Genomic DNA, 25,294 nt, shown 5'->3' with positions numbered 1-25,294 from the left:
CGGAGGTTGCCCTTGAGTATTTTAGCGAGTCAATCCGCTAACCGAGCCATACTGGTGTTAGCCGACGGCACCATCTTTCATGGCACAGCGATTGGAGCCGAAGGCTCCGCTGTTGGAGAAGTCGTCTTTAATACAGCCATGACAGGCTACCAAGAAATTCTAACTGACCCCTCATACACTGAACAACTCGTCACCCTGACATACCCCCACATTGGCAATACTGGCACCAACAACGAAGATGAAGAATCCCCCGAAGTTTGGGCGAAAGGCTTGATTATTCGTGATAACGCCTTGAAAGCGAGTAGCTTTCGCAAGCAAGAGACGTTGACAGAATATCTGCAACGTCAGAATGTGGTTGGAATCGCTGATATTGATACACGTAAGCTGACGCGGATTTTGCGCGAAAAAGGTGCGCAGAATGGGTGTATCATGGCGGGACCGATAGACGAAGACAAAGCACTTCAGTTAGCTCGCGAATTTCCTGGGCTGAAAGGAATGGATCTCGCTAAGGTTGTCTCCTGTGAGGAAACTCACGCTTGGAGCGAGGGCAGTTGGCAGCTTGGCGAAGGACACACCTCACCTGCGCAAGACAAATTCCATGTCGTTGCATACGACTATGGTTGCAAACAGAATATTCTGCGACTGCTCGCGGATCGCGGCTGTCGCATCACTGTGGTGCCAGCTCAAACTTCAGCCGATGAGGTGATGACGTTAAATCCGGATGGCGTATTCTTATCCAACGGACCGGGTGATCCTGAGCCGTGCGATTACGCAATCGACGCTATTAAAGCGTTATTAGAAAAAGACATCCCTATCTTTGGTATCTGTTTGGGCCATCAGTTGTTAGGCATTGCCAGTGGAGCAAAATCGACCAAAATGAAATTTGGCCATCACGGTGCAAACCATCCAGTACAAGACGTTCGCACTAAACGCGTGATGATTACCAGTCAAAATCATGGTTTTGCGATAGACGAGACGAGCTTGCCGGATAATATTGAGGTGACTCACGTGTCATTGTTTGATGGCACCTTGCAAGGCATGCGCAGAACCGATAAGCCCGCATTTAGCTTTCAGGGCCACCCTGAAGCGAGTCCAGGTCCACATGACGCTGATGCGCTCTTTGATCACTTTATCGAATTAATGCAAGCTCGCGCTTAAACGGGTGCAGCAAAGGATAGAACGACACTATGCCAAAACGTACTGACATAAAAAGCATTCTGATTCTTGGTGCAGGTCCGATTGTCATTGGTCAAGCCTGTGAGTTTGACTACTCGGGTGCACAAGCATGTAAGGCGCTTCGCGAAGAGGGTTATCGAGTGATTTTGGTGAACTCGAACCCAGCGACCATCATGACTGACCCTGAAATGGCTGACGCCACCTATATTGAGCCTATTCACTGGGAAGTGGTCGAAAAAATTATCGAGCGCGAACGCCCCGATGCGATTTTGCCAACCATGGGCGGTCAAACTGCATTGAACTGTGCACTTGACCTCGATCGTCATGGCGTATTAGACCGCTTTAAAGTCGAAATGATTGGCGCCAATGCCGATGCTATCGACAAAGCGGAAAACCGCGACCGCTTCGATAAAGCGATGAAAAAAATCGGTTTAGAGACGCCGAATGCTGAAATGGCGCATAGCATGGAAGAAGCCTTTGACGTACTTGACCGTCTTGGTTTCCCATGCATTATCCGTCCCTCGTTTACCATGGGCGGCAGCGGCGGTGGTATCGCCTACAACCGTGAAGAGTTCGAGGAGATCTGTCGACGGGGTCTCGATTTGTCACCGACCAACGAGTTACTGATTGATGAATCGCTGTTAGGTTGGAAAGAATACGAAATGGAAGTGGTGCGCGACAAAAGCGACAACTGCATTATCGTATGTACCATTGAAAACTTTGATCCAATGGGTATCCATACCGGTGATTCGATCACCGTTGCACCGGCTCAAACATTGACTGACAAAGAGTTTCAGTTGATGCGTGATGCAGCAATGGCGGTATTGCGTGAGATCGGTGTTGAGACAGGTGGCTCAAACGTACAATTTGGCTTGAATCCTGATACCGGCCGCATGGTGATCATTGAAATGAATCCACGCGTGTCGCGTTCGTCAGCGCTCGCCTCGAAAGCAACAGGCTTCCCAATTGCGAAAGTTGCCGCCAAGCTTGCGGTGGGCTATACGCTGGATGAACTCGAGAACGAAATTACGGGCGGTGTGACGCCTGCATCGTTTGAACCGGCGTTAGATTACGTTGTGACTAAGATCCCTCGTTTTAACTTTGAGAAGTTCGCTAACTGTAACGATCGCTTAACCACTCAGATGAAATCGGTGGGTGAGGTGATGGCGATTGGTCGTAACTTCCAAGAATCGATGCAAAAAGCATTGCGTGGCCTTGAACTGGGCGCCAACGGCTTTGATAGCATGGTGGATTTAAGTAGCGATGAAGCGCGCGGCAAAGTTATTCGTGAGCTGAAAGAGCCGGGTGCGGAGCGAATTTGGTACATTGGTGATGCATTCCGTTTAGGCATGACCGTGCGCGAAGTGTTTGAATTAACGCGTATTGACGAATGGTATCTGATTCAGATTGAAGAGCTTATCAAGCTTGAGGAAGAATTGGATGTATTGGGACTCGCAGGCATGAATGAACATGTTATGCGGGCACTCAAACGTCGCGGTTTCTCTGATGAACGTATTGCTGATGTACTGCATGTCAGCGAGTCAGAAGTGCGTAAGCGTCGCCATAAGTTGGGGATTCATCCGGTTTATAAACGGGTTGACACCTGCGCTGCTGAGTTTGCCTCTAGCACTGCCTATATGTATTCAAGCTATGATGAAGAATGCGAAGCCGATGTGTCTGAACGCGACAAAATCATGGTGATTGGTGGCGGTCCTAATCGCATTGGTCAAGGTATCGAATTTGATTACTGCTGTGTTCATGCGGCCTTAGCATTACGTGAAGATGGTTACGAAACCATCATGGTTAACTGTAACCCAGAAACAGTATCAACTGATTATGACACTTCTGACCGGTTATACTTTGAGCCGATCACCTTAGAAGATGTGTTGGAGATCGTGCGTATCGAACAGCCTAAAGGTGTCATCGTGCAATACGGCGGTCAGACGCCGCTTAAACTCGCACGTGCGCTTGAGGCCAACGGCGTGCCGATTATTGGTACTTCACCGGATGCGATTGACCGCTCGGAAGACCGTGAGCGATTCCAAGCGGCGGTAAACCGTTTGAAGCTGAAGCAACCAGAAAACTCGACGGTTACCGGTATTTCAGAAGCGTTGACTGAAGCCAAACGTATTGGTTATCCGCTCGTTGTGCGCCCGTCGTACGTATTGGGTGGTCGAGCGATGGAAATTGTTTACGACGAGCAAGACTTGACGCGTTATTTAACGGATGCCGTAAAGGTATCGAATGATGCGCCTGTGTTACTCGATAGGTTCCTCGATAACGCCATCGAAGTGGACGTGGATGCAATTTGTGACGGTGAAGACGTGTTGATTGGTGGTATCATGCAACACATCGAGGAAGCCGGCGTGCATTCAGGCGATTCGGCGTGCTCGTTACCTCCGTACTCGTTAAGCGATATTATTCAAGCACAGTTACGCGAACAAATTCGTAAGCTTGCGTTTGAATTAAACGTTAAGGGCTTAATGAACGCCCAGTTTGCGGTAAAAGACGATGAAATTTACCTCATTGAAGTGAACCCTCGCGCAGCACGAACCGTACCTTTTGTTTCGAAGGCGACGGGTGTTCCGCTTGCCAAAGTCGCGGCCCGTGTAATGGTGGGTCAGTCGTTAAAAGAACAAGGTTACACAAGCGAAGTCATTCCACCTTATTATTCAGTAAAGGAAGTGGTCATTCCTTTTGCTAAGTTCCAAGGTGTTGACCCGATTCGTGGACCAGAAATGCGCTCTACCGGTGAGGTGATGGGGGTGGGTGAAAGCTTTGAAGAAGCTTATGCCAAAGCCAACCTCGGCGCCGGTGCTGCGCTCGCGAAAAAAGGAAAGGCACTTATTTCTGTTCGTGACAGCGACAAGCGTCGACTGATGGATCTTGCGCGTGGCTTGCTGGCGCTTGGGTTTAAATTGGAAGCGACCCGCGGTACTGCTAAAATGTTAGCAGAAGAGGGTATCGACTGCACGGTAGTTAACAAACTACAGGAAGGTCGTCCGAATATTGTGGATGCGATCAAAAACGGTGAGTATAGTTATATCATTAACACCGTAGAAGGTCGTCAAGCCATCGAAGATTCGGTTTATATCCGTCGCGAGGCATTGTTAAACAAAGTAATTTATACCACTACACTTAACGCGGCGTTTGCGACAGTGAAAGCCAATACGGCGGACGATCGCGCGCGCGTGAGCTCGGTGCAGGAATTACACAAAAGGGTTGCATTAGTATGAACCAGATTCCAATGACGGAACGTGGCGCAGAGCAACTGCGTCAAGAATTGAAACGATTAAAAACCGAAGATCGTCCTCGTATTGTTGAGGCGATCGCTGATGCGCGTGAGCATGGAGATCTCAAGGAAAATGCTGAGTATCATGCAGCGCGCGAACAACAGGGCTTTTGTGAAGGCCGTATTCAAGAAATCGAGTCGAAATTATCGAACGCACAAATTATCGATGTAACGAAAGTGCCTAATAACGGCAAAGTCATTTTTGGCTCCACTGTGACCGTGTATAACACTAAAACAGATGAGGAAGTGACCTACCAAATCGTCGGTGACGATGAGGCGGATATTAAATCTAATCTGATTTCTGTCAACTCGCCGATAGCGCGTGCGCTGATTGGTAAAGAAATTGATGACATTGCGACGGTAACCACACCGAATGGTGAGGTTGAGTACGAGGTCGTGGAAGTTAAATATATTTAATCGCTTACATCGACCTCTAGCAAAAACCCAGTTTTTTAAAACTGGGTTTTTTTATGCTTAAAACTTGCAAAACAGTTTGTTTTTTTAGAAAGTATTACTGTTGTGTTAATAGCATGTAAAGGAGGTTTCATGGAAAGAAACGCAGTATTTGCCCCAAATTACGCGTGGGGTGAGCCTACCATCAGGGAGTTAATGGAACGTCTTAAACCGGTTGCCAAAGTGCAAACGATAAAAGGCGTCGTCGAGTGGCTCGGAGTCAGCTATCATGACTATAAAAATTGGCGTTACCGACAAGTCATTCCTTATAAATTACTCATTACCAAATTAATGAGTGAAGGGCTATCGGTCGATTGGCTTTTCGCGCCTGGTGTTAAGCTTATGTATCCTAAATCAACACCTGAACTTGCAGAGAGCTTAAGTTCCCTAACTTGTGAACAAGACTATCGCTTTTACTGGAAAGCGATGCAGATGGTTGAGCCGACTCTTAAGAAACATCAGTTGGACAACTCTGAAGCACATCGCAATGAACTGCTGAATGTTTACTTTTTAGCACAAGAGGGATGGATTAAGACTGAAGTAGCGATGGGCTGTGTGGCGCGGGCTATGAGACGTGTCTCAAACCCTATGACGCCACAATACAGCTGCGGTTAAGCTCTTGGTAATCGCATACGAGGTTCTTTAGCTGGACGGAACAAGATTTGTGTTTTACCGATGACCTGAACTTGTTCCGCACCTGTTTCACGCACAATGGCAGCCATCATTTGCTGGCGTAGCTCACGGTCTTCTTCTGGCACTTTTACCTTGATGAGCTCATGATCTTCCAACGCTTGCTCAATTTCGGCAATCACGCCTTCAGTAAGCCCATTTGCACCGAGTAAAACCACCGGTTTGAGCGGGTGCGCTTCGCCTTTTAAAAACTGTTTTTGCTTATTAGTTAACGACATACGATAATAATCCTGTAATTTGAGCTTGAATTACGGTTATTGTAACGCCATCTAATGGGTACACGCTAGTTTAATCAGACAGTCTGGATAGTATTAATGGGTAAAAAGCGCAGCGTCAGCAGCCAACGTTGGTTAAAAGAACATTTTGATGATCCGTTTGTGCAAAAAGCGCAAAAACGCGGATTGCGGTCACGTGCCGTATTTAAGATAGAAGAAATTCAACAGCGTGATAAATTAATAAAAAAAGGGCAAACTGTTGTTGATTTGGGCGCAGCGCCTGGAGGCTGGTCGCAATATGTTGCAGACTACTTCAATGGCGATGGTCAGGTAATCGCCTGCGATATTTTATCGATGGACCCAATCGCTGGCGTCGATTTTCTGCAGGGTGACTTTCGCGAACAGGCAGTTTTAGACGCGTTGTTGAGCCGAATTGGCGGTAAAAACGTAGATGTAGTGTTGTCCGATATGGCCCCTAATATGAGTGGTAATGACAACGTCGACCAGCCCCGTGCAATGTATCTTGTTGAGCTGGCGTTGGACATGTGTCACCAAGTACTGAAACCTGGCGGCAGCTTTGCTGTCAAAGTGTTTCACGGACAAGGGTTCGAAGAGTTTTTAAAAGATGTTAGAGCGGCATTTAAGACGGTAAAGACGCGAAAGCCAAGTTCGTCTCGATCACGTTCGCGAGAGGTATACTTGGTAGCGACAGACTACAAGTTGTAGTACCCTGACATCAACGATTGATTATTTAAATACACTAGAGGTAATAGGCTTTGAGCGATATGGCAAAAAATCTCATCTTGTGGCTCGTCATAGCCGTTGTGTTGATGAGCGTTTTTCAGAGCTTTAGCCCTGGCGAAAACGCTGGGTCTCGCATGGCGTATAGCGAGTTTCTAAAGCAAGTGGACAACGGCAATGTGCGACGCGCCGATTTTGGTGAAGATGGTCGCACCATCACGGTGATGACACGAAATGGCCAGTCGTATAAGACAGTCATTCCGACGCAATCCGATCCGAAGATCGTTGATCAATTGGCGAATAAAAATGTTGAGTTCTCGGGAACGCCACCGGAAGAACCTAGCATTCTCACGTCAATTTTCATTTCTTGGTTCCCGATGTTGCTCTTAATCGGTGTGTGGATATTCTTCATGCGACAAATGCAGGGCGGCGGTGGTCGCGGTGCAATGTCGTTTGGCAAGAGTAAAGCACGCTTAATGAGCGAAGATCAGACTAAAACCACGTTTCGCGATGTGGCGGGTTGTGATGAAGCTAAAGAGGAAGTCACCGAACTGGTCGACTATCTTAAGGATCCTTCTAAATTCCAACGCTTGGGCGGTAAAATACCAAAAGGCGTGTTAATGGTCGGTCCGCCGGGTACAGGTAAAACGTTGCTTGCTAAAGCTATTTCAGGCGAAGCAAAAGTGCCTTTCTTTAGCATTTCTGGCTCTGACTTTGTTGAAATGTTTGTCGGTGTCGGTGCTTCTCGTGTACGCGATATGTTTGAGCAAGCGAAAAAGTCTGCACCTTGTATTATCTTTATCGACGAGATAGACGCCGTGGGTCGCCAACGTGGCGCCGGTCTTGGCGGCGGTCATGATGAGCGCGAGCAAACGCTAAACCAAATGTTGGTGGAAATGGATGGATTTGAGGGTAACGAAGGTATTATCGTTATCGCTGCAACCAACCGCCCAGACGTACTTGATCCTGCGTTATTGCGTCCAGGTCGTTTTGACCGCCAAGTTGTGGTGGGCTTGCCGGACGTACGCGGACGTGAGCAGATTATAAAAGTACACATGCGTAAAGTTCCGTTGGGCGACGACGTGCGTGCCGATTTGATTGCGCGCGGTACACCTGGGTTCTCGGGCGCTGACCTCGCTAACTTAGTTAACGAAGCTGCGTTATTCGCAGCCCGAGGCAACAAACGTGTCGTCTCAATGGAAGAGTTCGATAAAGCGAAAGATAAGATCATGATGGGTGCCGAACGTCGTTCAATGGTAATGACCGACGATGAAAAGGCGATGACGGCTTATCATGAAGCGGGTCACGCGATCGTGGGTCGTTTAGTGCCTGAGCATGATCCGGTCTATAAGGTATCGATCATTCCGAGGGGCCGTGCATTAGGGGTTACCATGTACTTGCCAGAGCAAGATCGTGTGAGTCATTCTAAGCAACATTTAGAAAGCATGATCTCAAGCTTGTTTGGGGGTCGGTTAGCCGAGCAGATTATCTATGGCGTTGATAAGGTCACGACTGGCGCGTCAAATGATATTGAACGGGCAACAGAAATTGCTCGTAAGATGGTGACGCAGTGGGGCTTGTCAGAAAAAATGGGTCCTTTGCTCTACGCTGAAGACGAAAATGAAGTCTTTTTAGGGCGTCAAGTCACTCAGCATAAACACATGTCTGACGACACCGCGCGCGCGATTGATCAAGAAGTTAAGTCAGTGATTGATCAGAACTATCAACGTGCTAAAACGATATTGGAAGAGAATATTGATATTCTGCACGCTATGAAAGACGCGCTCGTAAAATACGAAACTATCGATGCGGGTCAGATTGACGACTTAATGAATCGTCGTGACGTTCGTCCCCCGAAAGGCTGGGATGATCGCGATGATAATGATAATGGTACCAATGGTGGTACTGCTGAAAAGGCAGGCGAAGAAGAGCGGCCGGATCGTCCTATTAACGTGGACAAACCGGGTGACGCGACGTCGTAACCAACCATTACTGAAAAGCCACCGATTGGGTGGCTTTTTTTTGTCAAACGTTTGTGTAGTCATGATGTGAGGAACGAGACCATGAGTAAGCTTGCGCGACCGTTGAGTGTCATGGGGATTTTAAATATTACCCCGGATTCATTCAGCGATGGGGGAAACTATAATAATGTTGATGATGCGCTACGGCGTGCAGAAACCATGATACAAGCTGGTGCTACATGGTTAGATATCGGCGGTGAGTCGACTCGTCCCGGCGCGCAAGCTGTCGCTGAAGCAGAAGAACTTGATAGAGTGATTCCGGTGCTTGAGGCGATTAAGCAAAGATTCGACGTGAAGGTATCTGTCGACACCGTTAAACCCGCAGTGATGAGTGCGGCTATCGAAACTGGCGTTGACATGATTAATGACGTGAATGCCTTACGCGAACCTGGAGCGATTGAAGTTGTGGCTGCCAGTGATGTTGAGGTCTGCTTAATGCATATGCAAGGTGAGCCGCGTACCATGCAACATGATCCACGTTATGAAGACGTGATATGTGAAGTAAAAACCTTTCTCGAGGACCGCATACATCAATGCGCCAAGGGAGGTATTGATGGACACCGAATTTGGTTAGACCCAGGGTTTGGGTTTGGTAAGTCACAACGTCACAATTATCAAATGCTACAGCGCTTGCAAGCCTTTCATGAGTTGCGTTGTCCCTTACTTATTGGAATGTCACGTAAGTCGATGATCGGACACGTAACGGGGAAAAATGTTAACGAGCGCTTGTCAGGAAGTATCGCAGCCGCCACAATAGCAGCTTATAAAGGCGCACGTATGATCCGTGTGCATGATGTAGCAGAAACCGTTGATGCGATGCGGATTGTGTCAGCGACCCTGGAAGGAGACTTTTTGTGACAGAAAGGAAATATTTTGGTACCGATGGTGTACGTGGGTTGGTTGGAGAACATCCTATTACACCTGAGTTTGCGGTTAAACTTGGTTGGGCTGCCGGTAAAGTGTTGGCGGCAAAGGGAACACGCAAGGTACTCGTGGGTAAGGATACTCGCATCAGCGGCTATATGCTCGAATCGGCACTTGAAGCCGGTTTGTCCGCAGCAGGGGTGAATGTTGACTTTTTAGGTCCCATGCCAACACCGGGTATTGCTTATCTGACCCGCACCTTCCGCGCGGCAGCAGGCATTGTTATCAGTGCATCGCACAATCCATACTATGACAATGGTATTAAATTCTTTGCCGATAACGGTCATAAGCTGCCCGATCAAGTTGAGTTAGATATCGAACATTTGATTGACCAACCCATGGATTGTGTCGCATCCGAACATTTAGGTCGCGCCAATCGTATCAACGACGCGGCGGGCCGATACATTGAGTTTTGTAAAAGTGCATTTCCGAGCCACTTGTCATTAACGGGGATGCACATTGTCGTCGATTGTGCCCACGGCGCGACTTATCATATTGCACCGAACGTGTTTAGAGAGCTTGGTGCCAAAGTCACTGAAGTCGGTACTCGGCCCGACGGACTTAATATTAATAAAGAGTGTGGTGCAACTCATCTAGATGCGTTACAGCAGGAAGTACTGAAACAGAAAGCACATGTAGGTATAGCGCTCGATGGTGACGGTGATCGTATTATGATGGTCAGCGACAAAGGGCGTATTCTGGATGGCGACGAAATACTCTACGTGCTCATGGTTAACGCACTTCGCTCAGGAACCCTGAAGGGGGGTGTTGTTGGTACTTTGATGAGTAACTTTGCCCTTGAACAGGCGTGCCAATCACTTGATGTTCCCTTTATTCGCGCAAAGGTCGGTGATCGCTACGTTATTGAGCAATTGAAGGCGAACGATTGGGCGTTGGGGGGAGAAAGCTCAGGGCATATTATCAATCGCGATTTCCATACCACAGGCGATGGTATACTCGCCGGCCTACAAGTACTCGCGGCCATGGTCGCGGAAGACAGTGACATCGAAACATTACTGGACGGGTTTAAAAAGTTACCGCAGACATTAGTGAATGTTCGGTATCCGTCAGGTGCTGACCCGCTTAACAGTCCTCAGGTTAAAGCCGTTGTTGCTGAAGTAGAAACCGCGTTGGCTGGAAAAGGGCGCGTGTTGTTGCGGAAATCGGGCACGGAGCCAGTTATTCGGGTCATGGTGGAAGGTGCTGACACGCGTGCCGTGAAAACGTTTGCACAGCAGATTGCGCAAGAAGTCGAGGCGGCTACAAAATAGGCAGTCAGTGCGCGGGAATGAAATTGGTGCTTGTAACTTTGGTTTGCATCAGCTAATATTCCCGCGCCTTAAAGAGAGGAGCTTAAATGTCTAACGCGTCACTGGTTATTGCCAACTGGAAAATGAACGGTAACCGAGCATTCACTCGCAATATGAGTGAAGTTTTGCGTGACAACCAAGCTGACTTTAAAGGTGTAAATGTGGTCATATGTCCACCGTACACCTTACTGTCTGAAATGGCAGGACACATCTACTACGATGATGTCGCGTTAGGTGCGCAGAACGTGAGCGAGTATGAAAGCGGAGCGCATACTGGTGAAGTCTCTGTTGCGATGTTGCAAGAATTAGGCGTCGAGTATGTCTTGCTTGGGCATTCTGAACGTCGCGCCGAGCAACACGAAAGCGACCAATTGGTTGCTGCCAAAGCGGCCACTGTAACCCAAGCTGGGTTGACCGCAGTGATTTGTGTTGGCGAAGATAAAGCACAACGCGAAGCTGACAATACATGGTCAGTTATCCAAGCTCAGCTCGAAAAGAGTCTGGCTGGACTAAGTGCAACGCAAATGGCACATGTTGTGGTAGCTTATGAGCCGATTTGGGCTATTGGTACCGGTGAGACAGCATCGCCCGCGCAGGCTCAAGAAGTACATGCAAAAATTCGTGGTTGGTTAGTTGAAAACTACCAACAAGTTGGAGCTAAAACTCCACTTTTATACGGTGGCTCAGTAAAAGCGAATAATGCTGAGTCATTGTTTTCAGAAGCAGATATAAATGGTGGTTTGATTGGTGGCGCAAGCCTAAATGGCGAAGATTTCTGCGCTATCTGTCGAGCAGCCAAGGGATAAAGTTTATGTTTGAAGTATTGATGGTGATGTTTCTCATTGTAGCCATTGTTCTTATTGGCTTCATCATGATACAGCAGGGTAAAGGCGCAGATATGGGCGCTTCATTTGGCTCAGGCGCATCAAACACGGTGTTTGGTTCGTCAGGTTCTGGTAACTTCTTGAGTCGTACCACTGCCATTTTAGCTGTCATATTTTTTGTGTTGGCTCTAGTGCTTGGCAATTTATCAACGTCGGTTTCAGATTCGTCTGAAGATTTCTCTGACTTGAGCGCACCTGAGCAGCAAACGCCACCTGTTGAAGAGCAGAATGGCCAACAGGTACCTCCGACCAACTAATAAGAGTCGAGTCGGTTAATAGTTTACGCGGATGTGGTGGAATTGGTAGACACGCTATCTTGAGGGGGTAGTGCTTTCGGGCGTGCGGGTTCAAGTCCCGCCATCCGCACCAATATTATTATTGCTCAGAGCTTGAAATGAGCACAAAAATCCCTATAATATCAAGCAAGTTTCGGACGCGGGGTGGAGCAGTCTGGTAGCTCGTCGGGCTCATAACCCGAAGGTCGTAGGTTCAAATCCTGCCCCCGCAACCAATTTCAAGTGCCAAACGGTTTGGCGGTTGAAATAGACAAAGGGTCCAGTGTTTAAAAAGCCCCGCAGAAGCTCGGGGCTTTTTGCTATGTGGCCTAAGCTATCGTTAGGATAGTCACAACACTGGGCGCTCGCGCCCTTTTTTTGTTTTAGGAGGCAATTTGGCACGTATAGAGGAACGTTTATCGGACATGCTTCGCCCAGCCGTTGAGGCCTTGGGTTTTGAATTGTGGGGCATTGAGTTTGTCCGTGCCGGCAAGTTTTCAACGTTGCGTATTTACATTGATAAGGAAGAAGGTATCAGCGTTGATGATTGCGCTGACGTCAGTTATCAAGTGAGCTCTGTACTTGACGTAGAAGATCCGATCAATACGGAGTATAACCTGGAGGTTTCGTCACCAGGTATGGAGCGTCCGTTCTTCTCTATTGCGCAAATGCAGCCTTATATTGGCGAAACGGTCGCGTTCGAATTGACCGTAGCTAAACAAAATAAGCGGAAGTTCCAAGCGGTTCTGGAAGGAATTGAAGATGACCAACTGCAACTCAGCGTTGGTCAAGAGTCGTTGACGGTGGGTATGCATGAAATTAAAAAGGCCCACTTAGTACCGTCATTTGATTAACGATTTGCGTTGGTGAGGCAGAATCATGAGTAAAGAAATCCTGTTGGTAGCAGAGGCTGTTTCCAACGAAAAGGCAGTCCCTCGAGAGAAAATTTTTGAAGCGTTAGAGTCGGCATTAGCTCACGCGACCAAGAAAAAGTATGACGGCGATATTGATGTGCGTATTGATATTGACCGTGCAACGGGCGAATTTGATACGTTTCGCCGTTGGCTAGTGGTTGAAGATACCGATACGGGCCTTGAGCACCCTTATCGTGAAATTAGCCTATCAGCCGCGCAGTATGAAGACCCATCGCTACAATTAGGCGATTACGTCGAGGAACAAATTGAGTCGATTCAATTTGACCGCATTACAACGCAGACGGCAAAACAAGTTATCGTACAGAAAGTACGCGAAGCTGAGCGTGCCCAAGTGGTTGACGAATACCGTGACCAAGTGGGTGAATTAGTCACAGGCACTGTTAAACGAGCGAATCGCGAGCATGTTATCTTAGATTTAGGCAATAATGCTGAAGCGATTATTTATCGTGAAGAAATGTTGCCGCGCGAATCAGTTCGTCCGGGTGACCGAGTGCGTGGTTTGCTTTACGATGTGCGTCCAGAAGCGCGTGGAGCTCAGTTGTTTGTCACGCGTTCGCGCCCAGAGTTCTTAATGGAATTGTTCCGTATCGAAGTACCGGAAATCGGTGAAGAGATGATTGAACTCAAAGGAGCCGCTCGCGATCCTGGTTCGCGTGCTAAAATTGCGGTTAAAAGCAATGACCGCCGCATTGATCCGGTGGGTGCATGTGTGGGTATGCGTGGTGCACGTGTACAAGCAGTATCAGGGGAGCTCGGTGGCGAGCGTGTTGATATTGTTCTATGGGACGATAACCCCGCGCAATTCGTTATTAACGCAATGGCACCTGCAGAAGTGGCTTCAATTGTAGTCGATGAAGATGCTCATACCATGGATATCGCTGTTGCAGCCGATAACCTAGCGCAAGCGATCGGTAAAAGTGGACAGAATGTTCGGTTGGCCAGTCAGCTCAGTGGTTGGACGCTTAACGTCATGACCGTTGATGACTTCAACGAGAAAAACGAAGCAGAAACGAATCGCTTGTTAAACTTATTTATAACCAGTCTCGATATCGATGAAGATTTTGCGTCGGTACTCGTGGACGAAGGATTTTCTTCACTTGAGGAAGTGGCTTACGTTCCTGTAGCTGAGTTCCTTGAAATTGAAGGGATGGATGAAGATATTGTTGAAGAGTTACGTGGTCGCGCGCGTGCCTACTTAACAACGAAAGCATTGGCTGACGAAGAGTCTCTTGAGTCAGCAGAGCCGGACGAATCATTACTTGGGCTTGAAGGAATGGACCGCCACTTGGCGTACGTTCTTGCCAGTCGCGGTGTGACCTCATTGGAGGAGCTCGCGGAGCAAGGCATTGATGACTTAGCCGGAATCGAAGAGCTGGATGAACAGCAAGCTGGCGACTTAATCATGAAAGCCCGCAATATTTGCTGGTTCAGCGAATAACCACGATCAGCGGAGGTACAACAGACTATGGAAGAAGTAACGCTCGAAAAGCTGGCCAAAGATGTCGGTACAACAGTTGATCGTCTGATTCAGCAGTTTGCTGAAGCGGGCATTAAAAAAACGCCTAATCAGGGCGTGACCGAAGATGAAAAGCAAAAGCTATTGGCCCACTTAAATAAGCAGCATGGCGGCGGTGGCTCATCAGAGCCCAGCAAAATGACCCTTAAGCGTAAAACTAAGAGTACGCTGAGTGTCGGTGGTGGTCGTGATGCCAAATCAGTACAAGTCGAAGTACGTAAAAAACGTACCTACGTAAAACGCTCTGCTGCAGAAGAGCAGGAGCGTGAAGAACAAGAGCGCCTAGCCGCTGAAAAAGAGGCGGAAGAAGCGAAGCGTCGTGAAGAGGAAGCTAAGGCTAAGGCTGAGGAAGAAAAACGTCAGCAGGCGGAGGCTGAAGCTAAAGCGAAAGCAGCGCGTGAAGCTGAAGAGAAAGAGAAAGCGGCTCGTAAAGAGAAAGAAAAGGCGAAACAGAAAGCTGAAGCCGAGCGGCGTGCCGCAATGACGCCAGAAGAGCGTGAGGCTGCCGATAAAGCTAAGCAGGAAGCAGACAAGTTACGTATGCAGCAAGAAGAAGAAGCGCGCAAGAAAGCCGAGAAAGAGGCTGAAAAGCAAGCGGAAGAAGCTCGTCGTTTGGCTGAAGAAAATGCCAAGCGTTGGGAAGAAGAAGAGAAAGAGCGTAAAAAGGCCGAGCAAGAAGAAGTGCATTTTACAACCTCTTCGACAGCCCAAGAAGCAGAAGACGCACAGGATTATGACGAGGAGCGTAAGTCGCGTCGTCGTAACAAGAAACGTCGCCGCAAGGATGAAGAGGCGGATGAGCGTACACCGCGTCGTGAAAAGCGTCGTAAAGGTGGACGCCGTGGTTCAAGCTTGCAACAAGGCTTCAATAAGCCAGCTCAGCCGGTAGAACGCGACGTTAAAATCGGCGAGACCATCACTGTGGGTGAATTGGCAAGTCGCATGGCGGTTAAAGCAAGTGACCTGATTAAAACCATGATGAAGATGGGTGAAATGGTCACCATTAACCAGATTCTTGATCAGGAAACTGCTGCGTTAGTGGTTGAAGAGCTTGGCCACAAAGCGGTAGTCGTTAAAGACAATGCGCTTGAAGAAGAAGTCTTGTCAGACCGTTCTGAAGGTGGAGAGGAAGAGCCTCGTGCGCCAGTGGTAACGGTCATGGGTCACGTCGACCACGGTAAAACCTCATTACTTGACCACATCCGTAAAGCGAAAGTGGCCTCAGGTGAGGCGGGTGGTATCACCCAGCATATTGGTGCATACCACGTTGAAACTGACCATGGCATGATTACCTTCTTGGATACACCAGGACACGCCGCATTTACCTCAATGCGTGCACGTGGCGCTGGTGCCACGGACGTGGTTATTCTTGTAGTTGCTGCGGATGATGGTGTGATGCCACAGACTAAAGAGGCTGTGCAGCATGCGAAAGCGGCGGGCGTACCTATCGTGGTCGCTATTAACAAAATGGATAAGGAAGAAGCTGATCCAGACCGTGTTAAAAATGAATTAGCACAACTTGATGTCATCCCGGAAGATTGGGGCGGTGACGTGATGTTCATTCCTGTGTCCGCGCACAGTGGTATGGGAATTGACGAGCTTCTTGAAGGTATCTTGCTACAGTCAGAAGTACTCGACTTGAAAGCAGAAAAAACAGGTATGGCGTCGGGTATCGTGGTCGAATCACGCTTAGACCGTGGTCGCGGTCCCGTTGCGACAGTATTGGTACAGCGTGGCTTGTTGCGTCAGGGCGATATCGTACTTTGTGGTCTTGAATACGGTCGTATTCGTGCGATGCGTGACGAGACCGGTAAAGAGATTAAGGAAGCAGGTCCTTCGATTCCGGTAGAGATTTTAGGTCTGTCAGGTGTTCCACAAGCAGGTGATGAAGCGACTGTCGTTAAAGACGAGCGTAAAGCGCGTGAAGTTGCGAACTACCGCCAAGGCAAGTACCGTGAAGTTAAGCTGGCGAAGCAACAGAAAGCGAAACTTGAGAACATGTTTGCCAACATGGCAGAGGGTGACGTATCTGAACTCAATATCGTATTGAAATCAGACGTACAAGGTTCTTTGGAAGCTATCTCTGATGCGCTCGTGAAGTTATCAACCGATGAAGTCAAAGTGAATATCATCGGCAGCGGAGTTGGTGGTATCACCGAAACCGATATCTCACTGGCAAGTGCATCGAACGCAATCGTTGTCGGCTTCAACGTACGTGCTGAGGCAGCGGCTAAGAAGCTGGTCGAACAAGAAAATGTGGATCTACGCTACTACAGCGTTATCTACGACTTGATTGATGAAGTTAAGCAAGCAATGACCGGCATGTTACGCCCAGAATTTAAACAACAGATCATCGGTCTTGCAGAAGTCCGTGATGTGTTTAAATCACCGAAATTGGGCGCGATTGCAGGTTGTATGGTTACTGAAGGCATTGTTAAGCGTTCAGCGCCTATCCGCGTATTGCGTGATAATGTTGTTATCTATGAAGGTGAGCTAGAGTCACTACGCCGCTTTAAAGATGACGTACAAGAAGTCCGTAATGGTATGGAATGTGGTATCGGTGTTAAGAACTACAACGATGTCAAAGAAGGCGACCAAATCGAGGTGTTTGAGACGGTACAGGTTGAACGTACACTGTAAACCTCGAAAGTTTGTTTTCGATTATGATAAAACCGCGGGCATCCTGTCCGCGGTTTCAGTTTGGAAGAGTTATGGCACAAGAATTTAGTCGTACAGAGCGGGTACGCCATCAGCTACAACGAGAAATCGCGATGATTTTGCAGCGTGAGGTAAAAGATCCGCGCGTGAGTATGGTAACGGTCTCTGATGTTGAAGTTTCTCGAGATCTGGCATACGCCAAAGTGTTTGTCACGTTTTTGCACGATGACGATGACCAGGTTAAGGCGGGCCTTAAGGTACTCAATCAGGCATCGGGTTTTATTCGCTCGTTGCTCGGTAAACGTATCAAAGCGCGCGTAGTTCCAGAGCTTAAGTTTCAACACGATGGCTCGCTTAACGAAGGTATTCGTATGAGTCGGTTGGTAGACGAAGCGCGTAAGCGGGATAAGAACGAATCTGAGGGTGAATAAATGGGTCAGGCACGTCCGCGTAAGGGTCGGCCAATAAACGGCGTACTGTTACTCGATAAACCCAAGGAAATGACATCTAACCGTGCCATTCAAGTGATTAAACGGTTATATGAGGCGCAAAAAGTAGGGCATACGGGCGCCCTTGATCCGCTGGCTACCGGGCTATTGCCCGTATGTCTAGGCGAAGCGACCAAGTTTTCCCAGTATTTGTTGGATGCGGATAAAGCCTATCGCGTGGAAGCACAATTGGGCGTGCGCACGACTACGAGTGATGCCGAAGGTGAGGTCGTTGAGCAAAATCCAGTGGATGTCTCGGATACGCAGCTGAACGACATCATTGCTCAGTTCACCGGTGAACAAGCGCAAACGCCTTCAATCTATTCGGCATTAAAGTACGAGGGCAAACCGCTTTATTATTATGCGCGTCGAGGCATTGATGTACCGCGCAAGACAAGGACTATCAGTGTTCGCGCGATTGAACTTCTTCACCGTGATGGTGATTTTGTCACCTTGCAAGTCGCATGTTCCAAGGGAACTTATATCCGGACTTTAGTAGATGACATGGGTCAAGCGCTCGGCTGTGGTGCCCATGTGCGAGAGTTACGCCGCACCCATGTTGCCAATTTAACGGATGCGCAGCAATGGTCTCTCGAAGCGTTGGAACAGTGCGATGATGAACAGCGCTTAGCGTGCCTCGAACCTGTCGATACGTTATTGAATGGATTGCCAACGCAAACTATCAGCCAGGCGGAGGCGCGCGACGTCATGCACGGTCAGCCGGTCTTTAATCGTACCCTTGATACACAGGCGGTGGGGGACGAATGCCGATTATGTGCCAAGAGCAGGGCAGGTCATAATGTGTTTATTGGCGTTGTCGTTTTGCGTAAAGACGGTAAGTTGTGGCCAAAACGAGTACTTGCGTTGGATTATTGCGGTTTCAATTTATCGGATTTGAAATAGTCATTGAAATATTTACTGAGGGCCTTATAATACGCGCTCTTTCCGCTGCTGAATTAGTGATCGGAAGCGGGTCATTTAAAACTTAAGGAGTTATTATGTCACTAACTGTTGAGCAAAAAGCAGAAATCGTAAAAGAATTTGGTCAGGGCGAGAACGACACAGGTTCTCCTGAAGTGCAAATCGCTTTGTTGACTAAAAACTTGGCGGAATTGCAAGGTCACTTTAAAGCGCACAAGAAAGATCACCACTCACGTCGTGGTTTGTTGCGCATGGTAAGTCAGCGTCGTAAATTGCTAGATTACCTCAAAAAGAAAGACCAAAGCCGTTACGTAGCGGTTGTAGAAAAGCTTGGCATCCGTCGCTAAGTCAAAAATTTCGAAAAAAGGGTCCCTCGGGACCCTTTTTTTATGCTTATTTTTTGATAAGGGGTCTTAATTCTGTCATCTATGCCTTATACTATGTGACGATTGAAAATAGATAGAAAACGAACACCAATCCGGGTGTTCACATTCAGTTAGGTAAAGGAAAGCAAAACGTGAATCCAATAACTAAACAATTTCAGTATGGTCAACACACAGTTACATTGGAAACTGGCGTTGTAGCGCGTCAAGCAACTGCAGCTGTGATGGCCAGCATGGATGATACAACCGTACTCGTCAGCGTAGTTGCCAAGAAAGAAGCGCGGGAAGGACAAGACTTTTTTCCATTAACGGTCAACTATCAAGAAAAAACCTACGCAGCGGGTAAAATCCCAGGCGGTTTTTTCAAGCGTGAAGGTCGTCCTAGCGAAAACGAAACGTTGACATCACGTCTTATCGATCGCCCCATTCGTCCATTATTCCCTGAAGGGTTCATGAACGAAGTACAAGTGGTTGCGACTGTTGTGTCGGTCAACCCACAAGTAAGCCCAGATCTCGTTGCAATGATTGGTACCTCGGCGGCGCTGGCTATTTCTGGTGTGCCATTTAATGGTCCCATCGGTGCGGCTCGCGTGGGTGTTATCAACGATGAATACGTACTTAACCCAACGCAAGATGAACTTACCGAATCTAAGTTAGACTTAGTGGTTGCTGGTACTCAGCAAGCGGTCTTGATGGTCGAATCAGAAGCCAACCTTTTATCAGAAGACACCATGTTGGGTGCAGTGATGTTTGGTCATGAGTCGATGCAAGTCGTTATCGATGCGATCAATGAGTTTGCTCAAGAAGCAGGCAAAGAAAAATGGGATTGGCAGGCGCCACAAAAAGACGCCACTTTGGTTGAGAAAGTGAAGTCACTCGCCGAAGCCGGCATCGGCGAAGCCTATCGCATTACTGACAAAGCTGAGCGCTACGGCAAGATCGCTGAAGTTAAGCAAGCGATGATTGAGCAACTCGTTGCTGAAAATGAAGAAGCCGATACCGATGAAGCGGGCAAAATCTTCCACGACGTCGAAAAAGATATCGTGCGTAGCCGCATCTTAGCGGGCGAAAAGCGTATTGACGGTCGTGACCCAGACATGGTGCGTGCTATCAGTGTAGCAACGGGCGTGTTGCCACGTACCCACGGTTCAGCTTTGTTTACGCGTGGAGAAACTCAGGCGTTAGTTACAGCGACGTTGGGTACTGACCGCGATGCGCAGATGATTGACGAACTGACCGGTACTTCGACCAGTCGCTTCTTGTTGCACTATAACTTCCCTCCATACTGTGTGGGTGAAACCGGTATGGTCGGTGCACCTAAGCGCCGTGAGATTGGTCATGGTCGTCTTGCTAAGCGTGGTATCCAGGCGGTTATGCCGAGCCACGAAGAGTTCCCATATACCGTTCGTGTGGTGTCTGAAATCACAGAATCAAATGGTTCTAGTTCAATGGCATCAGTGTGTGGTTCTTCGTTAGCATTGATGGATGCAGGCGTTCCAATTAAGTCTTCAGTAGCGGGTATCGCTATGGGACTTGTTAAAGAGGGCGATAAGCACGTCGTCTTGTCTGACATTTTAGGTGATGAAGATCACTTAGGTGATATGGACTTTAAAGTAGCGGGTAACAACGAAGGTATCACTGCGCTGCAGATGGATATTAAGATCGATGGTATCACCCGTGACATCATGGAAAGTGCGCTAGGCCAAGCTAAAGCGGCCCGTTTGCACATCTTGTCTGTGATGGACGAAGCAATCGGCGAACACCGCGATGAGCTCTCTACGTATGCACCACGTTTCACGACCATCAAGATTGATCAAGATAAGATCAAAGACGTGATTGGTAAAGGTGGCGCTGTTATCCGTGAGTTGACTGAGTCAACGAATACCAACATTGAAATTGGCGATGACGGTACGATTAAGATTGCTGCCAGCGATCAAAATGATGCCGATGCAGCCATCAAGCGTATTAAAGAGCTAACTGCTGAAATTGAAGTAGGCAAAATTTATCAAGGTAAAGTAGCACGTATCGTTGACTTTGGTGCGTTCGTTACAGTATTACCGGGTAAAGACGGGTTGGTACACATTTCACAGATCGCTGAAGAGCGTGTGAACGATGTCAATGACTACCTCAAAGTAGGCGACACGGTACCTGTTAAAGTGCTTGAAATTGACCGTCAAGGTCGTGTTCGTTTAAGCATGAAAGAAGCGGCTGAAAAGCCAGCTGAAGCGAATAGCGAACAATCGACTGAGCAATCGGAAGACAAAAGCGAAGATTAATCGTTAATCTTTACCCAGTAAAAGCCCTGTTGAGCTAGCTCAATGGGGCTTTTTTTGCTCTAATGGAATAAATTTTCAAGGGTATATTCTATGCGATTACTTTCTTTGGCAGCGTTGCTTGCTGTGACCCTAACAGGATGTGCAACTCCGCCCGCGAATCAAGCCGATGCACTCGCAGCACCCACGCCTAATGTTGTGTTAGCAGAGCCCGAACAGGCTGAGTTTCGTTATGAAATAGAGATCGCGCGTATTAGTCAATTAGTGAGTGATGAATCGTTATCTGATGAAGAACTCGCATTTGCCTTTTATCGTCGTGGTGCATTGTATGACGCGCTAGGCTTACGTACGTTGTCGCGCATGGACTTTATGCGGGCGATAGAAGTCAAACCACGGTTAGCAGATGCCTACAATTATTTAGGCATACAATACACTGAGTTGGGTGAGTTCGATTTTGCGTTTGAGGCACTTGATTCTGCACTTGAGCTTGACCCCGACCATCCGTATGCATTGCTTAACCGAGGCATCGCAGAGTATTACGATAATCGTGTTAAATTTGCGGTTAATGATTTCCAAGCACACCTTAAAAATGATCCCAGCGATCCTTATCGCGTGATTTGGTTGTTTCTGGCGCAGTATCGCGAATCACCCAATGAGGCGTTGAATGCGTTGGCACGCAACCAAAAGGGAATAGATGAAGAAGACTGGGCTAACCGAATTATTGAATTGTATTTAGGAGAACTGAGCGAAACTGAGTTTCTGCAACAACTCACGGTGCAGCTTCGGGGTGATGAAACCCTAGCAGAACGTCTGTGTGAGGCTTATTTCTATCTCGGTAAATACAGTCAACGGCAACAGCAGTGGACTAAAGCGGCCAATTATTTCAAGTTGGCATTAACGACTAACGTGCATGAATTTGTTGAACATCGTTATGCCGACATTGAGTTGGAGCAAACTCGCCGACAACTGCAATGAAAACCCTCTGTATTTTGCTAGGGGTCGCCCTAGGGGTGACCCTAATCTCCAAAGATTCTCAACCGACATCAACCCAACTGCGTTGGGCCGCAGCGCTTCACGGAGACGCCAATGCCCAGTTTGAGGTGGGCGAAGTATATCAGCAGCAACAACGTGTCAGTGCGGCACTGATATGGTGGCAACGAGCGGCTCAAAATGGCTCGAAAAAGGCGCTTGAACGCCTCCAGTCCAAATTTCCGCAACATTCTAAGCGTTGGCTCAATATTGCTGCGGAGCAGGGCGATGAGCACGCTACTGCGCAGTTAGCTGAGTTAGCATTAAATGATCCCACGATAACTTGGCCAGATTGGTATTCGCGCTTTGGTCAGTCTGAACTTTCTGGTGGAGCGAGCGCACTTATTGCCTCTAAAAATGCACCCTCGTGTACCAGGGTGGTGCCCGTAGTCGCGCGTTCTAACGCCAGTAAAGCGCGTTATGTTGCCTTGCTTGAAGCTATCAGTGGTATACAGAGTGAATCGAGTGCAGGCCAGGTATGTTTCGCCTGGCAACATAGACCTAAACAGCATTGCTCAGTGACTGATAGCCAACAAGCAGTATGTGATGAGATCGGTTTGACAGGAGACACTGGAAAAATACTATTAGCTCAGGCGGGTCGCTCCTACACTCGTCCTAATACAATGGTGCTTGGACAAAGTGCAACGCCTGAGGTTATTCGACATGAATGGGCGCACTGGCTAGGTTTTGCGGATGAATATGCGATGCGCATGCCTTATGCCCGTAATTTTTGTATGGGGCGTTATGCTCAGCAACCGGTCAATATCGTGGTCACTGAAAAGCCAACAATGAGCAGTTCTGAGCTGCAAGCGTTATGGCGTCGCTTACCTTGGTCTTCGTACATAAGTGACTGGCGCAAATTAGCACGCCCGTTGGGGGAGGATCAGTGGCAGCTAGGTTCGAGCAGTGCAGATGCAGTTGGTCTATATGCTGCGCAAACCTGTGCGGCAGTTCCGGGACGCTATGCGTGGAAACCCTTAGCGCAGGAAACTTTGATGGAACGTCATCAGTCAGGGGTGTGGCCTGACTTATATAATCTTTTACAGCAGCCGGCGTTACTGCATGATGGCGAGTTGAGCCAACATCAAAATGGGGCACAAAAAGGCGAAAAACCAAACGAGTGAACGCAATTTGTCCCAATTGAGTAAGTAAAGAATATTGTAGGCGATACGAAGCACAATAAAGCTCACTGCCAGCCCCGTTGCGTGGGGACTGATTTGTTCACTGGCGAGATTAGCCAGTACAGCGGCTGCGTAAAGCGGAAACGCTTCGTAAGCATTATAGTGAGCGGCGACAGCTCGGGCGCCAATGCCGGTGAGTCGAGATTGCTGGGCGCGCGGATGATGGTTGTCATACCCGTTCGCCCGATTTTGGAAAAACACCACAGGTGCCTTAGCCAATACGGGTAAGACACCTGCGATTAACAAGCACCACAGCAGTGTGCTCATCGTACAGTTTCACCGGCTGCTTGTAGGTCAGCATGGTAGGATGAACGTACCAAAGGTCCACTGGCGATATGGCTAAAGCCCATTTCTACGCCCGCGACACGGAGTTCTTCAAACTCGTCAGGGTGTACGTAACGAGCGACCGGAATATGGTGACGGCTAGGTTGCAGATATTGACCAATTGTCAGCATATCGCAGTCATGAGCACGTAAGTCACGCATGACCTCTAAGATCTCTTCTTTGGTTTCACCCAAGCCAACCATGAGACCCGACTTAGTGCGCACATCTGGACGTGCTTCCTTGTACTTCTTCAGCAAGTCCAATGACCACTGATAGTTTGCGCCGGGGCGCGCCGCTTTGTACAAGCGCGGAACCGTCTCTAAGTTGTGGTTGAATACATCAGGCGCTTCGCCGGACAAGATGTCCAACGCAACTTTCATACGTCCACGGAAGTCAGGCACCAAGATCTCGACCTGAATTTCTGGGGTATACTTACGAATTTCACGGACACAGTCGGCAAAGTGTTGGGCACCACCATCACGCAGATCGTCACGGTCAACTGACGTAATTACAACGTACTTTACGCCCATGTCATGGATAGTCTTACCGAGTTTTACCGCCTCTTCAGGATCGGGTGGTAATGGACGACCGTGCGCAACATCACAGAATGGACAGCGACGTGTACAGATATCACCTAGGATCATAAAGCTTGCTGTACCATGGTTAAAACACTCGGGTAGGTTAGGGCACGATGCCTCTTCACATACCGAATGTAAGCCGTGGCTACGCATGGCTTGTTTGATTTCATCAATACGTTGCGTGTTTGACGGCAACTTAACCTTCAGCCATGAAGGTTTGCGTAACATTTGGTCACGTTCAGTCGGAACGATCTGAACAGGAATAAGTGCCATTTTGTCGGCGTCGCGCATTTTAACGCCGGGTTCCACTCTAACTGGCTTTGACATAAGCTTCTGCAAGTCCTGTTTCCGATTGAGTATTTCGGTAGCCAACACGTTCGATAAAGCGTTGCGTTACCCTCTCTGCTGCTTCTTCGAAGCTCTGCGGACCGCCTAAGTCCGCCGTTTGAATCATTTTTATACCGGTCAACCCACACGGGTTGATGCGGCTAAAGGGTTCCATGTCCATATTGACGTTTAACGCCAAGCCATGAAAAGAACACCCTTTACGGATGCGTAAACCGAGTGAACAGACTTTATCTCCGTCCACATAAACACCCGGCGCGTCGCGGCGCGGTGCGGCTTCAATTCCGTAATCGTTTAATACGTCGACGATGGTATTCTCGATCTCGTTCACGAGCTGTCGAACACCGAGGCTGAGACGTCGTATATTAAGCATAAAATAAACCACCAGTTGCCCCGGACCATGGTAGGTCACTTGGCCACCTCTATCGACCGGAACAACGGGAATATCACCCGGCGCGAGTAAGTGCTCTTCTTTACCTGCCTGTCCTTGGGTAAATACTGGCGAATGTTCAACTATCCATAGCTCATCGGGCGTTGAATCGTCACGCGTATCGGTGAATGATTGCATGGCCCGCCAAATCGGCTCATAAGCCTGACGACCCAAGTCACGAACAATAATTTTATCCATCATCGACCTATTATAACGAGATGCGCTTGTGGCGGCTAGCGTTGCTTTATTACG

At 48.3% G+C, this 25,294-nt stretch carries 23 protein-coding genes and 2 tRNA genes; 21 read left to right on the top strand and 4 right to left on the bottom strand.

The features are described from left to right. Positions 1–12 precede the first annotated feature (12 nt). From carA to AC3AP5_RS07645, 4 genes are all read left to right on the top strand, one after another. Positions 13–1,158: a glutamine-hydrolyzing carbamoyl-phosphate synthase small subunit gene (carA, locus tag AC3AP5_RS07660; protein WP_487326424.1), complete on the top strand. Its 1,146-nt coding sequence runs from the start codon at positions 13–15 to the stop codon at positions 1,156–1,158. Between the two features lie 29 nt (positions 1,159–1,187). Next, positions 1,188–4,412 (top strand): carbamoyl-phosphate synthase large subunit, encoded by a 3,225-nt coding sequence (gene carB / locus AC3AP5_RS07655; protein WP_487326423.1) that lies wholly within the window; start codon positions 1,188–1,190, stop codon positions 4,410–4,412. Further along, complete coding sequence (greA, locus tag AC3AP5_RS07650) at positions 4,409–4,885, top strand: transcription elongation factor GreA (RefSeq protein WP_006955159.1); 477 nt, start codon at positions 4,409–4,411, stop codon at positions 4,883–4,885. The genes carB and greA overlap by 4 nt, the downstream gene beginning before the upstream one ends. Positions 4,886–5,014: 129 nt before the next feature. Next, the gene (locus AC3AP5_RS07645) at positions 5,015–5,536 is read left to right on the top strand and encodes a hypothetical protein (RefSeq protein WP_006955160.1); all 522 of its coding nucleotides are present in this window, start codon (positions 5,015–5,017) and stop codon (positions 5,534–5,536) included. Here AC3AP5_RS07645 and yhbY read toward each other — a convergent pair. Further along, positions 5,533–5,829 carry a ribosome assembly RNA-binding protein YhbY gene (yhbY, locus tag AC3AP5_RS07640; RefSeq protein WP_006955161.1) on the bottom strand — a complete coding sequence of 99 codons (297 nt, stop codon included), beginning with the start codon at positions 5,827–5,829 and terminating at the stop codon, positions 5,533–5,535. The genes AC3AP5_RS07645 and yhbY overlap by 4 nt on opposite strands. Positions 5,830–5,925: 96 nt before the next feature. Between yhbY and rlmE the strand changes: the two genes are divergently transcribed. From rlmE to AC3AP5_RS07555, 17 genes are all read left to right on the top strand, one after another. Continuing rightward, positions 5,926–6,552 (top strand): 23S rRNA (uridine(2552)-2'-O)-methyltransferase RlmE, encoded by a 627-nt coding sequence (gene rlmE / locus AC3AP5_RS07635; protein WP_006955162.1) that lies wholly within the window; start codon positions 5,926–5,928, stop codon positions 6,550–6,552. A gap of 50 nt (positions 6,553–6,602) precedes the next feature. Next, positions 6,603–8,549 carry an ATP-dependent zinc metalloprotease FtsH gene (gene ftsH, locus AC3AP5_RS07630; RefSeq protein ID WP_272977901.1) on the top strand — a complete coding sequence of 649 codons (1,947 nt, stop codon included), beginning with the start codon at positions 6,603–6,605 and terminating at the stop codon, positions 8,547–8,549. Between the two features lie 81 nt (positions 8,550–8,630). Continuing rightward, positions 8,631–9,446: a dihydropteroate synthase gene (gene folP / locus AC3AP5_RS07625; protein WP_487326422.1), complete on the top strand. Its 816-nt coding sequence runs from the start codon at positions 8,631–8,633 to the stop codon at positions 9,444–9,446. Further along, positions 9,443–10,783 carry a phosphoglucosamine mutase gene (glmM, locus tag AC3AP5_RS07620; protein ID WP_006955165.1) on the top strand — a complete coding sequence of 447 codons (1,341 nt, stop codon included), beginning with the start codon at positions 9,443–9,445 and terminating at the stop codon, positions 10,781–10,783. The genes folP and glmM overlap by 4 nt, the downstream gene beginning before the upstream one ends. 86 nt (positions 10,784–10,869) lie before the next feature. Further along, the gene (gene tpiA, locus AC3AP5_RS07615; protein WP_487326421.1) at positions 10,870–11,628 is read left to right on the top strand and encodes a triose-phosphate isomerase; all 759 of its coding nucleotides are present in this window, start codon (positions 10,870–10,872) and stop codon (positions 11,626–11,628) included. A 5-nt stretch (positions 11,629–11,633) separates the two neighbouring features. Continuing rightward, positions 11,634–11,963: a preprotein translocase subunit SecG gene (secG, locus tag AC3AP5_RS07610; protein WP_286681721.1), complete on the top strand. Its 330-nt coding sequence runs from the start codon at positions 11,634–11,636 to the stop codon at positions 11,961–11,963. A gap of 27 nt (positions 11,964–11,990) precedes the next feature. Beyond that, positions 11,991–12,075 (top strand) — tRNA-Leu (locus AC3AP5_RS07605). Positions 12,076–12,140: 65 nt separating this feature from the next. Beyond that, positions 12,141–12,217: transfer RNA gene (locus AC3AP5_RS07600), tRNA-Met, on the top strand. Positions 12,218–12,376: 159 nt separating this feature from the next. After that, positions 12,377–12,835 carry a ribosome maturation factor RimP gene (gene rimP / locus AC3AP5_RS07595; protein WP_286681722.1) on the top strand — a complete coding sequence of 153 codons (459 nt, stop codon included), beginning with the start codon at positions 12,377–12,379 and terminating at the stop codon, positions 12,833–12,835. A 25-nt stretch (positions 12,836–12,860) separates the two neighbouring features. Beyond that, positions 12,861–14,354: a transcription termination factor NusA gene (gene nusA / locus AC3AP5_RS07590; protein WP_006955198.1), complete on the top strand. Its 1,494-nt coding sequence runs from the start codon at positions 12,861–12,863 to the stop codon at positions 14,352–14,354. A gap of 27 nt (positions 14,355–14,381) precedes the next feature. Beyond that, positions 14,382–17,072, top strand: a complete 2,691-nt coding sequence (infB, locus tag AC3AP5_RS07585) for a translation initiation factor IF-2 (RefSeq protein ID WP_287830918.1) — start codon at positions 14,382–14,384, stop codon at positions 17,070–17,072. Positions 17,073–17,143: 71 nt separating this feature from the next. Then, positions 17,144–17,521: a 30S ribosome-binding factor RbfA gene (rbfA, locus tag AC3AP5_RS07580; RefSeq protein ID WP_006955196.1), complete on the top strand. Its 378-nt coding sequence runs from the start codon at positions 17,144–17,146 to the stop codon at positions 17,519–17,521. Then, a complete protein-coding gene (truB, locus tag AC3AP5_RS07575) occupies positions 17,522–18,481 on the top strand; it encodes a tRNA pseudouridine(55) synthase TruB (protein ID WP_487326420.1) in 960 nt (319 codons plus the stop codon). It abuts the gene before it with no gap. A gap of 95 nt (positions 18,482–18,576) precedes the next feature. Further along, positions 18,577–18,846 carry a 30S ribosomal protein S15 gene (gene rpsO / locus AC3AP5_RS07570; RefSeq protein WP_006955194.1) on the top strand — a complete coding sequence of 90 codons (270 nt, stop codon included), beginning with the start codon at positions 18,577–18,579 and terminating at the stop codon, positions 18,844–18,846. 170 nt (positions 18,847–19,016) lie between these two features. Beyond that, complete coding sequence (gene pnp, locus AC3AP5_RS07565; RefSeq protein ID WP_006955193.1) at positions 19,017–21,158, top strand: polyribonucleotide nucleotidyltransferase; 2,142 nt, start codon at positions 19,017–19,019, stop codon at positions 21,156–21,158. Between the two features lie 90 nt (positions 21,159–21,248). Then, positions 21,249–22,130: a lipoprotein NlpI gene (gene nlpI / locus AC3AP5_RS07560; protein WP_272978170.1), complete on the top strand. Its 882-nt coding sequence runs from the start codon at positions 21,249–21,251 to the stop codon at positions 22,128–22,130. A 35-nt stretch (positions 22,131–22,165) separates the two neighbouring features. Further along, entirely contained in the window at positions 22,166–23,308 is a 1,143-nt protein-coding gene (locus AC3AP5_RS07555; protein WP_487326419.1) for a hypothetical protein, read from the top strand. Here the strand turns inward: AC3AP5_RS07555 and AC3AP5_RS07550 are convergent. The 3 genes from AC3AP5_RS07550 to lipB are packed head-to-tail and all read right to left on the bottom strand — an operon-like array spanning position 23,240 to position 25,243. Next, positions 23,240–23,632: an MAPEG family protein gene (locus AC3AP5_RS07550; protein WP_083773237.1), complete on the bottom strand. Its 393-nt coding sequence runs from the start codon at positions 23,630–23,632 to the stop codon at positions 23,240–23,242. The two genes, AC3AP5_RS07555 and AC3AP5_RS07550, sit on opposite strands and share 69 nt — an antisense overlap. Beyond that, positions 23,629–24,594, bottom strand: a complete 966-nt coding sequence (lipA, locus tag AC3AP5_RS07545) for a lipoyl synthase (protein WP_006955189.1) — start codon at positions 24,592–24,594, stop codon at positions 23,629–23,631. The genes AC3AP5_RS07550 and lipA overlap by 4 nt, the downstream gene beginning before the upstream one ends. After that, positions 24,578–25,243, bottom strand: a complete 666-nt coding sequence (lipB, locus tag AC3AP5_RS07540) for a lipoyl(octanoyl) transferase LipB (protein WP_040487720.1) — start codon at positions 25,241–25,243, stop codon at positions 24,578–24,580. The genes lipA and lipB overlap by 17 nt, the downstream gene beginning before the upstream one ends. Between the last annotated feature and the right edge of the window lie 51 nt (positions 25,244–25,294).

The organism is Idiomarina sp. D18 (assembly GCF_057748155.1).
Note: the sequence above shows the minus strand (reverse complement) of the source record. Positions and strands in the feature narration are given on the sequence as shown.

What these genes read in the sequence shown, in the direction of transcription:
- carB (WP_487326423.1), top strand. Translation starts at nt 1,188, where the DNA reads ATGCCAAAACGTACTGACATAAAAAGCATTCTGATTCTTGGTGCAGGT.
- greA (WP_006955159.1), top strand. Translation starts at nt 4,409, where the DNA reads ATGAACCAGATTCCAATGACGGAACGTGGCGCAGAGCAACTGCGTCAA.
- AC3AP5_RS07645 (WP_006955160.1), top strand. Translation starts at nt 5,015, where the DNA reads ATGGAAAGAAACGCAGTATTTGCCCCAAATTACGCGTGGGGTGAGCCT.
- yhbY (WP_006955161.1), bottom strand. Translation starts at nt 5,829, where the DNA reads ATGTCGTTAACTAATAAGCAAAAACAGTTTTTAAAAGGCGAAGCGCAC.
- rlmE (WP_006955162.1), top strand. Translation starts at nt 5,926, where the DNA reads ATGGGTAAAAAGCGCAGCGTCAGCAGCCAACGTTGGTTAAAAGAACAT.
- folP (WP_487326422.1), top strand. Translation starts at nt 8,631, where the DNA reads ATGAGTAAGCTTGCGCGACCGTTGAGTGTCATGGGGATTTTAAATATT.
- tpiA (WP_487326421.1), top strand. Translation starts at nt 10,870, where the DNA reads ATGTCTAACGCGTCACTGGTTATTGCCAACTGGAAAATGAACGGTAAC.
- secG (WP_286681721.1), top strand. Translation starts at nt 11,634, where the DNA reads ATGTTTGAAGTATTGATGGTGATGTTTCTCATTGTAGCCATTGTTCTT.
- nusA (WP_006955198.1), top strand. Translation starts at nt 12,861, where the DNA reads ATGAGTAAAGAAATCCTGTTGGTAGCAGAGGCTGTTTCCAACGAAAAG.
- infB (WP_287830918.1), top strand. Translation starts at nt 14,382, where the DNA reads ATGGAAGAAGTAACGCTCGAAAAGCTGGCCAAAGATGTCGGTACAACA.
- rbfA (WP_006955196.1), top strand. Translation starts at nt 17,144, where the DNA reads ATGGCACAAGAATTTAGTCGTACAGAGCGGGTACGCCATCAGCTACAA.
- truB (WP_487326420.1), top strand. Translation starts at nt 17,522, where the DNA reads ATGGGTCAGGCACGTCCGCGTAAGGGTCGGCCAATAAACGGCGTACTG.
- rpsO (WP_006955194.1), top strand. Translation starts at nt 18,577, where the DNA reads ATGTCACTAACTGTTGAGCAAAAAGCAGAAATCGTAAAAGAATTTGGT.
- nlpI (WP_272978170.1), top strand. Translation starts at nt 21,249, where the DNA reads ATGCGATTACTTTCTTTGGCAGCGTTGCTTGCTGTGACCCTAACAGGA.
- AC3AP5_RS07550 (WP_083773237.1), bottom strand. Translation starts at nt 23,632, where the DNA reads ATGAGCACACTGCTGTGGTGCTTGTTAATCGCAGGTGTCTTACCCGTA.
- lipA (WP_006955189.1), bottom strand. Translation starts at nt 24,594, where the DNA reads ATGTCAAAGCCAGTTAGAGTGGAACCCGGCGTTAAAATGCGCGACGCC.
- lipB (WP_040487720.1), bottom strand. Translation starts at nt 25,243, where the DNA reads ATGATGGATAAAATTATTGTTCGTGACTTGGGTCGTCAGGCTTATGAG.